The organism is Streptomyces sp. NPDC028308 (assembly GCF_055565855.1).
Genome location: NZ_JBVHTO010000013.1, coordinates 134,839 through 146,781, shown reverse-complemented (window position 1 = coordinate 146,781; position 11,943 = coordinate 134,839). Strand labels below are relative to the sequence as shown.

The window sequence follows — 11,943 nt, the reverse complement described above, 5'->3', positions numbered from 1 at the left end:
CGACCTCCCCCGGTCCCGGCTGCGCCCGAACGGGGGGACACCCATTGATTGACCGATTAACGGAGTAACCGTGTCGCTGCCACCCCTGGTCGAGCCGGCTGCCGAGCTCACCGTAGACGAGGTCCGCAGGTACTCCCGCCACCTGATCATCCCGGACGTCGGGATGGACGGGCAGAAGCGGCTGAAGAACGCGAAGGTGCTCTGTGTGGGCGCCGGCGGCCTCGGATCGCCGGCACTGATGTACCTGGCCGCCGCGGGCGTGGGCACGCTCGGCATCGTGGAGTTCGACGAGGTCGACGAGTCGAACCTGCAGCGCCAGATCATCCACAGCCAGGCGGACATCGGCCGCTCCAAGGCCGAGTCGGCGCGCGACTCGGTGCTCGGCATCAACCCGTACGTGAACGTCGTCCTTCACGAGGAGCGGCTCGAAGCCGACAACGTGATGGAGATCTTCAGCCAGTACGACCTGATCGTGGACGGCACGGACAACTTCGCCACCCGGTACCTGGTCAACGACGCCTGCGTGCTGCTGAACAAGCCGTACGTGTGGGGCTCGATCTACCGGTTCGACGGCCAGGCCTCGGTCTTCTGGTCCGAGCACGGTCCCTGCTACCGCTGCCTCTACCCGGAGCCCCCGCCGCCGGGCATGGTCCCCTCCTGCGCCGAGGGCGGCGTCCTGGGCGTGCTGTGCGCGTCCATCGGGTCCATTCAGGTCAACGAGGCCATCAAGCTCCTCGCGGGCATCGGCGAGCCGCTCGTCGGCCGCCTGATGATCTACGACGCCCTGGAGATGCAGTACCGCCAGGTCAAGGTCCGCAAGGACCCGAACTGCGCGGTCTGCGGTGAGAACCCCACCGTCACCGAGCTCATCGACTACGAGGCCTTCTGCGGCGTCGTGTCCGAGGAGGCCCAGGAGGCGGCGGCCGGCTCGACGATCACTCCGAAGCAGCTCAAGGAGTGGATCGACGACGGCGAGAACATCGACATCATCGACGTCCGCGAGATCAACGAGTACGAGATCGTCTCGATCCCCGGCGCCCGGCTGATCCCGAAGAACGAGTTCCTCATGGGCACCGCCCTGGAGAGCCTCCCGCAGGACAAGAAGATCGTCCTGCACTGCAAGACGGGTGTCCGCAGTGCGGAAGTCCTCGCCGTGCTGAAGTCCGCGGGCTTCTCCGACGCCGTGCACGTCGGCGGCGGCGTGATCGGCTGGGTCAACCAGATCGAGCCGGACAAGCCGGTCTACTAGGCGTCCGAACCGGTTCGCCGGACGTACGGCCTTCCGGGAGGGGCCCGGCACCTCGTGTGCAGGGCCCCTTTCCCGTACCGGGACTCGTGCCAAGGCCGGTGCCGGGCTCCACTCCGGTGCAGAGACCGGTGCCACGCACCTCTCCGGTACCGTGGCTCGTGCCGGGCACCTCCCCAATACCCAGGCCCGTGCCCCTGCCGCCGGAACGGTCCCGGGTGGCCGGGACGTCGTGCCCCGGCCGCCCGCGGGCCGTCCTACGAGCAGACCTTGCCGTCCTTCGGCACCGTGCCGTCCAGCAGATAGCCGTTCACCGTCGAGTCGACGCAGTCGCTGCCGCTCCCGTACGCCCCATGACCCTCGCCCTTCCAGGTGAGGAGCACGCCCACGTCCTTCCCCAGCTCGTCGGCCATCGCTCGGGCGCCCTCGTAGGGCGTCGCCGGGTCCCCGGTGTTGCCCACGAGCAGGACGGGCGCCGATCCGGCCGCGCTGACCTCCGGGGTGTCGAACTGACCGGCGACCGGCCAGTCGTGGCACCAGCCCGCCGTGTCCCAGCCCATGAAGGCGCCGAAGACGGGGGAGATCTTCTCGAACTCCGGCAGCAGCTTCTTCGACTCCTCGGGCGTCAGCCGCTGCTTGTCGTCCAGGCACGATATGACCCGTTGGGCGTGGGTCGTCGTGCCGTAGTGCCCCGAGGCGTCACGTTCGTTGTAGCCGTCGGCGAGCGCCAGCAGCTGTGAACCGTCCCCGCTCTCGGCGGCTTTGAGCGCGCTGGTCAGGGTGGGCCAGGCCTGCTCGCTGTAGAGCGGCAGGACGATGCCGGTCACCGCCAGCGTCTGTGTGAGCTTGCGGCCGGGGGACGCGGGGAGCGGCTTCGCGTCGAGCCGCTTCAGCAGGTCCACGATCTTCTGAGAGCCCTGCTCCGGGTTCTGGCCGGTGGACTTCAGATAGGCGTTCAGGGCGCGCTGGAAGCCCCGGGTCTGGTTCTTGGCGTGGCCCACCGTGTCGGCGCTCGGGTCGACGACGGCGTCCAGGACGACGCGTCCCACGTTCTTCGGGAACAGGTGGGCGTACACCCCGCCGAGTTCGGTGCCGTAGGAGATGCCGAAGTAGTGCGTCTTGCGGTCGCCGAGGACCTGGCGCATCAGGTCGAGGTCGCGGGCGGTGTCGGTCGTCGAGACGTGCGACATGAGCTTCCCGGCGCTCTTGCGGCAGCCCTCGCCGAAGTCCGTCGCGTCCTTGAGGTAGGTCTTCTCCTCAGTTGCGTCGTCCGGGGTGGCGTCCACCGACTCGGCGGCCTGGATCTCCTTGTCGCCGCGGCAGCGCACGCCCTCGCTGGCGGCAACCCCGCGCGGGTCCCAGCTGACGAGGTCGTAGCGCTGGTGGAGCTTGGAGACCGCGTTCGCGTACGCCGGCATCGTGGCGACGCCCGAGGCGCCGGGGCCGCCGAAGTTGAAGACGAGGGAGCCGATGTGCTTGCTCCGGCCGCCGGTCGCCTGGGAGCGGATCAGCGCGAGGTCGATGGTGTCGCCGTCCGGCTTCGCGTAGTCCAGGGGCGCCTTGAGCGTCGCGCACCGCCACGCGTTCCCCGGGGCGGGGGAGTCCGACGTGGCCTTGCAGCGGCCCCAGTCCAGCTTCTGCGAGGTCAGGGCGGACGGCAGCCCCGGCGACGCACCCGAGGAGGACGCGGTGGCCGACGAGTCGGGGCGGTCCTTGTCCCCGGCCCCGCCCTTGGCCTCGCCGGACGAGCCGTCACTGCAGCCGGCCAGCAGCAGTGCGGCTGCGGCCACCGCCGTCCACCGTGCGAAACGTGTCATGTGCTTCCCCCCTCGCCAGTGCTCCGCCGGAGTCGCGGATCACACGCAAGCCATACTAGGCGTCGGCGTCCGACCGCCGTCGCGGCCTGTGGATAACCTTTTGACCTGCGGTTTCCTAGGAGCAGACGGTTCCGGCCGAGGGCACGGTCCCGGCCAGCAGATAGCTGTCGACCGCCTGGTGAACGCACTTGTTCCCGCTGTCGTAGGCGCCGTGCCCCTGGCCCTTGTACGTCAGCTCGACGCCGACCCCCCGGCCCAGCGCGTCCGCCATCTTCTTCGCGCCCTCGTACGGGGTGGCCGGGTCGCCGGTGTTGCCGACGACGAGGATCGGGGCCGAGCCCGGCGCGCTCACGTCGGGGTGGTCGGCGGCGCCCGCGACCGGCCAGTCGGTGCAGCTGACCATGCCCCAGGCCAGGTAGTCGCCGAACAACGGGGAGGCGGACCGGAACTCGGGCAGCCGCGTCTCCACGTCACCCGTCGTGTACCGCGCCTTGTCGTCGGCGCAGTTGATGGCGACGTTCGCCGCGGTGATGTTGCTGTACTGGCCGTTCTCGTTGCGTCCGTTCATCGAGTCGGACAACAGCATCAGGACCTTGCCGTCCCCGTCGTACGCCTCCTCCAGGCCTTGGGTGAGGTACTCCCAGAAGTCCTTGGAGTACAGGGCCTGGGCGATGCCGCCGGTGGCCGCGGTCTGGGTCAGCTCCCGGGGGAAGACACCGGGGATCGGCTTGCGGTCGAGGTCCGCCAGCAGCTTCGCGATGCGGTCCTTGACGTCCTGCGGGGAGTCGCCGACCGGGCAGTCCTCGACCTTGCTGGTGCAGTCCTGGGCGAAGTTGTCGAGCGCGAGCTGGAAGCCCTTGGCCTGGCCGAGGGAGCCCTGCTCCGGTGTCTGCGTCGGATCGACGACGGCGTCGAAGACGGCACGGCCCACCTTCGTGGGGAACAGGTGCGCGTACACACCGCCCAGTTCGGTGCCGTACGAGACGCCGAAGTAGTACAGCTTGTCGTCGCCCAGCACCTGACGCATCAGGTCCATGTCGCGGGCCGCGTCCGTGGTCCGCACGTGCGGCAGGGTCCGGCCCGAGTTCTTCTCGCAGGCCGAGTTGAACTGCTTGGTGTTGTCGAGCAGCTCAGTCCGCTCGGCCGCGTCGTCGGGCGTGGCGTCCTGCTGGAAGTACGCGTCGAGCTGCTGGTCGTCCTCGCACTTCACCCCCGCGCTGCGGCCGACGCCCCGGGGGTCGAAGCTCACCAGGTCGTAGCGGGTGCGCAGCTTCGCGTAGTCCTCCCCGAAGGCGGGCAGCGTGGCGACGCCGGAGCCGCCGGGACCGCCGAAGTTGAAGATCAGTGAGCCGATGCGCTCGCTCTCGGCCCCGCTGGTCCGCGCGCGGATCAGCGCGATGCCGATCGTGTCGCCCTTGGGCTCGTCCCAGTCGAGCGGCGCCTTCATGGTGGCGCACTGCCACTCCGTGCCGCCCGGCAACGGGGAGGGGGCGTTGCCGCCGCCCTCGGACTCGGAGGGTGCCGGGCACTCCTTCCAGCTCAGCTTCTGAGCCGTCAGGTCCTCGTCCTTGGAGTCGTCGTCGCTGCAGCCCGTCATCAGGGACGACAGAAGTACGGCGGCGGCGGTCATGGCGGCGGCGCGCAGTCGGGGAGGGGTCGGCATGATCCCATCCTGAGGTCGCGCCGGACGGCACGCTCGGGGCACGGGCCGTGCGGGTGAGGAGCGCCCGGCGCGTAGGCGGTCACCCGGGTACGCGTCTAGAGGGCGCCCTTGCGTGTCAGGTGGTTGAAGAAGAGCCATCCGGGCAGCACCGGGAGCCACAGCGTCAGGAGCCGGTACAGGAGCACCGCGGGCGCCGCGACCTCCTTGGGGAGCCCGACCGCGATCAGACCGACCGTCAGCGTCGCCTCGACCGCGCCGACACCGCCCGGGGTGGGCGCAGCGGAGCCGAGCGCGTTGCCCGCGAGGAAGACGACGGCGACGCTGGCGAGGCTGAGCGTGGTCGTCTCGTCGTGGCCGAAGGCCCGGATCGATGCGTCCAGGCACATCACGAAGCAGGCGGTGAGGAGCAGCATGCCGCCGATGCCGGTGATCAGCTTCTGCGGCCGTTGGAGGACGTCGAGCATGCGCGGCACGACGCCGGCGAACAGCGACCTCACGCGCGTGGCGACGAATTTCCGCAGGAACGGCACCGACGTGACCACGAGCACCAGGACCGCGACGGTGAGCAGGCCGGCGATGACCGTGCGGGACGGCGAGAGGGAGGGTGTCTTCTCGGTGCCGGTCAGGTAGCCGAACGAGAGCAGCATCAGGATGTGGCAGCCGAGCCCGAACAGTTGCGAGGCGCCGACACTCGCCACCGCGAGTCCGGGGCGGACCCCGGCGCGCTGCAAGAAGCGGGTGTTGAGAGCGACTCCGCCCACCGCGGCGGGCGCCACGATCTTCACGAACGAGCCGGCGACCTGCGCGGCCACGGCCCGCATGAACGGCACCCGCTCGGGCACGAAGCCCAGCAGGCTCATCGCCGCCGCGAAGTAGCTCAGCGCCGAGAACAGCACGGCCGCGGCGACCCAGCCCCATTCGGCGCTGTCGAAGAGGGTGCCGAACTCGATGTGGGTGAGCTGCGTGAGCAGGAAGTACGCGCCGATGGCACCGGCGATGAAGCTGATCAGCGTGCGGGGGCGGACGCGTTCGAGACGCGCCGGTTCGACGGGCGCCTGCGGTCTGATCAGCAGCACCTGGTGGCGGATCTGGGTGAGCAGGTCCTCCTCGCGCGCCTCCTCCACGGCGTCGTCGATGGCCCGCTTCTCCGCCCGCTGCTCGGCACGCACGGCCTTCTTGCCCGGCTTCTCCAGTACGGGTCCGGTCTGCTCGTGGGCTTCCTCGGTGCGGGCGAGCTTGTCCTGCCGGGAGGCCTCCAGCACCGCGTCGCGCTCGCGCTGGGCGCGCTCGCGGGCCAGTCTGCGCAGCGTCGCGCGCGTGGAGCGCGTCAGCGCGATCGGCTGGAGCAGCGGCAGGCAGTCGGCGACCGCGTCCGGGCCCAGCACGCCGACCGCCGAGGCGACCGCGCGTTCGGCGCCGACACGCAGTCCGAGCGTGGTCACGAGCTGCGCGATGTCCATGCGCAGCACCAGGTCGCCGGCCGCGATCTCACCGCCGCGCAGGTCGGTGAGGATCACCGTGCCGGAACGATCCACCAGAATGGCGTCGCCGGCGAGCCTGCGGTGCGCGATGCGCCGTGACTGGAGGGCGTGGACCTGGTGCCAGGTGTCCCTCAGGAGCTCGTCGGTGATCATGTCGTCGGGCAGCGAGTCGAGGGTGCGGCCGCCTGTGTGCTCGTAGACGAGCATCACGGCGTCGGGGCCGAGTTCCGAGGTCGCGATCAGCTTGGGCGCGTTGGCGCCGGCCGCGATGGCCGCGTACGCGAGCAGGGCCTCCTGCTCCAGCGCCTGGCGCAGGGACTGCAGGCTGCGGCGCGTGGTGATGCCGCGCAGCGTCAGCCGGCGCCACACGCGGTAGAAGAACCCCTGCGCCTGCTGCTCCCGGTCCACGACCGTGACGTCGAGGGGTGGGCCGTCCTCCAGGGTGACGAAGTAGCGCCGCCCTCGGTCGCCGTTCTCGGTGGTGTCCGGGGCCTCGTCGCGGGCCGCGCTCACCGGGCGGAAGCCCACGTGCCGCAGCCCCGCCATCAGCGTCCGGCCGGTCGGACGCACGTTCGGCGAGCCGACCGCGTACAGCGTCCCGTAGGCGACCGTCCAGCCGATCAGCACCGTGAGGATGATCGAGAACGGTGTCGTGTAGCCGGTGACCAGCATCGAGAAGGCGTCCAGCAGCAGCACCACCCACAGCACGGCCCGCCAGCGCGGGCGGCGCGACATGCCGACGGCCGTCATGTAGGCGATGACGGGCGCGAGGTAGCCGTGCACCGGGTCGGTGAGGGCGTGGACGTCGCCGGGTGAGGGCTGGGTGAGCGCTTCCTGGATCGAGTTCGGGGCGGCCTTGGCGACCCACAGGTCCGTGGCGAGTGTCACACCGTGGGCGAGGACCGCGGCGAGCACGCCGTCGGCGATGCGCAGGCCGTCCCGTTTGATCAGCCGCTCGATCGCGAAGGCGACGGGCACCAGGAGGATCGCGATGCTCGACGCCAGACCCGCGATCTTGATCAGCAGATCGGGTGCCTGGCCGGTGCCCTTGTTGATGTCCTGTTCGAGCCCCGAGGTGGTGCCGTGCGCGAACGCGGCGATGGCCAGCAGCACCACGATCGCGAGGATCCCGACCAGGAGCCGCATGAGGTCGGAAGGCCGGTGCACGCGCGCGGGGAGCAGCGGTTCGTCGCCCTCGACCTCGTCGCTGTGCTGGTCCTCGGCGCAGTCGGCGTTCTCCTCGGACACGTCCTCGGCCGCTCCGTCGTCCGTCCGGGCGGCGTCCGGGCGCGACGACGCCTCAGAGGTGCCCTCCGCGTCTTCGGGGTGCACACCCTGCTGCTTCATCGTCTCTTCTTGATCTCGTATCACCTGTCACCGCCCGCACGATGGTGGCATGCCCCGCCGGGACACGGGGGCAGGAGGGTGCAATACGGGGTCCAACGGCCTGCCTCGAGTGTGGTCCCGGGGCGACGCGTACGCAGCGTGACCGCCCGGTCGAATTGTCGGTGGGGTGGGGCAGGATGGGTCGGATGAGCGAGGAGAGCCTTCCGGCGGACGCCCTGCCGGAGTACGCGGAGCGGGTGCTCGACGTCGCCGAGCTGATCCCGTCCGGGCGCGTCATGACGTACGGGGACGTCGCCGAATGGCTGGAGGAGGGCGGCCCGCGACAGGTGGGCCGCGTGATGGCCCTCTACGGAGGCGCGGTTCCCTGGTGGCGGGTCATACGCGCGGACGGGGTGCTGGTCCCCGGCCACGAGCTGGAGGCGCTGGGCCACTACCGCGCGGAGGGCACGCCTCTGAAGGAAGCGGGCCGGGCCTCCGCAGGTCATCTGCCCCGCGTCGACATGAGACGGGCGAGATGGGACGGGGGCGGGCGCGCGGAGGGTCACACCTGACAGCTTCCGGCATCGGACCGGCGAACGGGGAACCTGTGGCCCGTACGAGGGAAACGGGGCACCCGCGGGACATGCCGTACGTTCGGGGAGCGAGGGACGCACGGGGCACGAGGGAAGAAGGGGAAGGCCTCCTTCCACGGTGTCCACCGGCGTAGCGTCTTCCCCGGCGTCCACCCGCGTGGCACCGACGACGCGCGTCTCCCTCACCTCGCGGTCACCGCCCGCCCCGTGCGGCGGCCCGCCCGCCCGTCACCCGACCACCCCTGAAGGACGGCGCCCCGCGCCGGCAGTGACCGATCGCACAACCACCAGGACCGGCGAACCACGTGAGCTCCTCTTCTTCCACCAGGCGTCTGTCGCACCACCAGGTGCGCCAGGGGAGCCGTGGCGCTTACCGACTGGTGCGTACCCCGCCCGCCCGGCCGGACCCCCCTCGTCTGGACGCGGCACAGCGCTCGGTGGTTGACCACAAGGCGGGCCCGCTGCTCGTCCTGGCAGGTCCCGGCACCGGAAAGACGACGACGCTCGTCGAGTCCGTGGCGGCGCGCATCGCCCGGGGCGCGGACCCGCAGCGCATCCTGGTGCTGACCTTCAGCCGCAAGGCGGCCGTGGAACTGCGCGACCGCATGGCGCTGCGCATCGGGGCGGCCCGCGCCCCGCGCGCCACCACCTTCCACTCGTACTGCTACGCCCTGGTGCGCGCCCACCAGGACAGCGAGCTGTTCGTCGAGCCCCTGCGGCTGCTGTCCGGCCCCGAGCAGGACGTGGCGGTGCGCGAGCTGCTCGCCGGCCAGCCCGGCCTGGAGAAGCTCGGTCTGGCGCACGTGCGCTGGCCGGACGAACTGCGCGCCTGCCTGACCACCCGCGGCTTCGCCGACGAGGTCCGCGCGGTGCTGGCCCGCAGCCGTGAACTCGGGCTCGGCCCCGACGCCCTGGACGCCTTCGCCTCCCGCATCGGCCGCCCGGACTGGCGGGCCGCCGCCGCCTTCCTCGCCGAGTACCTGGACGTCCTCGACATGCAGGGAGTGCTCGACTACGCCGAACTCGTCCACCGCGCGGTGCTGCTCGCCGGACGGAACGAGGTCGCCGAGCGGCTGGCCACCCAGTACGACGCGGTCTACGTGGACGAGTACCAGGACACCGACCCCGCGCAGGTCCGGCTGCTGCACGCTCTCGCTGGAGGCGGCCGGACCCTGGTGGCCTTCGGAGACCCCGACCAGTCGATCTACGCGTTCCGGGGCGCCGACGTGAACGGCATCCTGGAGTTCCCGCACGCCTTCCCGCGCGCGGACGGCCGTCCGGCCCCCGTGGAGGTCCTGCGCACGTCCCGCCGCTCGGGCGCCGCCCTGCTGGAGGCCACCCGTCTGGTCACCCAGCGCATGCCCCTGACCCGCCTCCCGGCGGAGAAGGTCCGCGCCCACCGCGAACTCACGCCGGTCCGCGGCGGTGGGCGGGCCGAGGTCTACACGTACCCGACGTCCGGCACGGAGCTGGACAACATCGCGGACATCCTCCGCCGCGCCCACCTGGAGGACGGCGTCCCCTGGGGCGACATGGCGGTCCTGGTACGCGCGGGCTCCCGCACCATCCCAGCGTTCCGGCGTGCCCTCACGGCCGCCGGGGTCCCCCTGGACATCGACGGCGACGACCTGCCCCTGCGGCACGAACCGGCGGTCGCGCCGCTGCTCACGGCGCTCAAGGCGGTCGCGACGGCGGAGGCGGAGACGGCCGAGACGGCGGAGCCCGAGGACACCGGCATCACGGAATCCCCCGAATCCGGGGAGGTCGCGCAAGCCCCGGACTCCACCGAGCCCGGCGAGGAGACGGAAACCCCGGACTCCACCGAGCCCGGCCAGGACACGGAAACCCCGGATCCCGTCGAGTGCGGTGCGGAGACCGGAACGCCCGGGTCACGTCCCGAGGGCTCGTGGCTCGACACCGAGACCGCTCTCACCCTGCTCACCTCCCCGCTCGCCGGTATGGACGCCGCCGACCTGCGACGGCTCGGCAGGGCCCTGCGCGAGGAGGAGCGCGCCGGCGGCAACCACGTACCGCCGCCCTCCGACGAACTGCTGGCCCGGGCGCTGTCCGAGCCGGAACGGCTGGTGGCGCACGACCCGGCGTACGCGCGGGGCGCCCAACGGCTCGGCGTGCTGCTGCGCAAGGCCCGGGAGCGGCTCGCGGGCGGCGGGACGGCGGAGGAGGCCCTCTGGGACCTGTGGGACGGCACACCCTGGCCGCAGCGGCTGGAGCGCTCCGCCCGGCGCGGCGGCGCCGCGGGCCGCAACGCCGACCGCGACCTCGACGCCGTGTGCGCGCTGTTCGCGACCGCCGCCCGCGCCGAGGAGCGCGTCGGAGGCCGCGGCGCCCTCAACTTCCTGGAGGAGATCGAGGCGCAGGACATCGCCGCGGACACGCTCACCCGCCGGGCCGTACGCCCCGACGCCGTCCGCCTGATGACCGCGCACCGCTCCAAGGGCCTGGAGTGGCGGCTCGTCGTCGTCGCCGGTGTCCAGGAGGGGCTGTGGCCCGACCTGCGTCGGCGGGGCTCCCTGCTGGAGGCCGACCGCATCGGACGTGACGGCCTCGCCGAACCGCTGACGCCCGGCGCGCTGCTCGCCGAGGAGCGCCGCCTGTTCTACGTGGCCGCCACGCGCGCGCGTGAACGCCTCGTCGTCACCGCGGTGAAGGCCCCGGCGGACGACGGGGACCAGCCTTCCCGCTTCCTCACCGAGCTCGGCGTCGAGCCCAGGGACGTGACCGGCCGCCCGCGCCGCCCACTGTCCGTGGCCGCCCTGGTGGCCGAACTGCGGGCGACCACCGTCGACCCGCGGGTCTCCGACACCCTGCGGGAGGCCGCGGCCCGCCGGCTGGCGAGGCTCGCCGCGCTCGGCGACGAGGACGGGCGCCCCCTGGTGCCGTCCGCACACCCCTACCGCTGGTGGGGCATGTACGAGCCGACCGAGAGCAAGGTGCCGCTGCGCGACCGCGACCACCCGGTGGTGCTCTCCGGGAGCGCCTTGGACCAGCTCGCCAACACCTGCGCCCTGCAGTGGTTCCTGGGCCGCGAGGTGAAGGCGGACGCACCCGCGACCGCCGCCCAGGGATTCGGCAACGTGGTGCACGTGCTCGCCGACGAGGTGGCCTCCGGGCACACGCCCGCCGACCTCGCCGTCCTCATGGAACGCCTCGACTCGGTGTGGAACGCGCTCGCGTTCGACGCGCCCTGGAAGTCGTCGCAGGAGAAGGAGCACGCGCGCGTGGCGCTCGAACGCTTCCTGCGGTGGCACGTCATGGACCGCACGGGGCGCAGGCCGGTGGCCAGTGAGCACGACTTCGACGTGACCCTGGAGGCGGGCTCCTACGAAGTGCGCATCCGGGGCTCCATGGACCGCGTCGAGACGGACACCGAAGGCCGCGCCTACGTGGTCGACTTCAAGACCGGCAAGCAGGCACCGACGGCGGCCGACGTCGCCCGTCACCCGCAGCTGGCGGTGTACCAGCTGGCCGTGAACCAGGGCGCCGTCGACGAGGTCTTCGACGGGGTGCGCCCGGAGCCGGGCGGCGCCGAACTCGTCCAGCTGCGCCAGGGCGCCGCCAAGAAGAACGGCGGGGAGACCTTCCCGAAGGTCCAGGCGCAGGAGCCGCTGACGGGGGAGTGGGTCGGCGACCTCCTCGCCACCGCCGCGGGCAAGGTCCTCGACGAACGGTTCACGCCGAGCACAGGACAGCACTGCACGCACTGCGCGTTCCGGGCGTCGTGCAGCGCCCGGCCGGAAGGGCGGCAGGTGATCGAGTGAGGCGTCCCTCGAACGGCCGACGTACGAGCGCCCCGCGC

The 11,943-nt window shown here is 71.9% G+C and carries 6 protein-coding genes; 3 read left to right on the top strand and 3 right to left on the bottom strand.

The annotated features are described in order from the left end of the window. The first annotated feature begins 70 nt into the window (after positions 1-70). On the top strand, positions 71-1,249 hold the full coding sequence (moeZ, locus tag ACZ4VA_RS29500) for an adenylyltransferase/sulfurtransferase MoeZ (protein WP_355782290.1): 1,179 nt from the start codon (positions 71-73) through the stop codon (positions 1,247-1,249). 254 nt (positions 1,250-1,503) lie between these two features. On the opposite strand, the gene ACZ4VA_RS29495 is transcribed toward moeZ, so the two are convergent. The 3 genes from ACZ4VA_RS29495 to ACZ4VA_RS29485 form a co-directional block, all read right to left on the bottom strand. Beyond that, positions 1,504-3,063, bottom strand: coding sequence for an alpha/beta hydrolase (locus tag ACZ4VA_RS29495; RefSeq protein WP_468083093.1), 1,560 nt, complete (start codon positions 3,061-3,063; stop codon positions 1,504-1,506). Between the two features lie 115 nt (positions 3,064-3,178). Next, entirely contained in the window at positions 3,179-4,726 is a 1,548-nt protein-coding gene (locus ACZ4VA_RS29490; protein WP_389390500.1) for an alpha/beta hydrolase, read from the bottom strand. Between the two features lie 95 nt (positions 4,727-4,821). Beyond that, on the bottom strand, positions 4,822-7,554 hold the full coding sequence (locus ACZ4VA_RS29485; protein ID WP_389390499.1) for a lysylphosphatidylglycerol synthase domain-containing protein: 2,733 nt from the start codon (positions 7,552-7,554) through the stop codon (positions 4,822-4,824). Between the two features lie 185 nt (positions 7,555-7,739). On the opposite strand from ACZ4VA_RS29485, the gene ACZ4VA_RS29480 reads away from it, so the two are divergent. Then, entirely contained in the window at positions 7,740-8,105 is a 366-nt protein-coding gene (locus ACZ4VA_RS29480) for an MGMT family protein (RefSeq protein WP_355782300.1), read from the top strand. A gap of 326 nt (positions 8,106-8,431) precedes the next feature. Beyond that, positions 8,432-11,905: an ATP-dependent helicase gene (locus tag ACZ4VA_RS29475; protein ID WP_468083090.1), complete on the top strand. Its 3,474-nt coding sequence runs from the start codon at positions 8,432-8,434 to the stop codon at positions 11,903-11,905. Positions 11,906-11,943 lie beyond the last annotated feature (38 nt).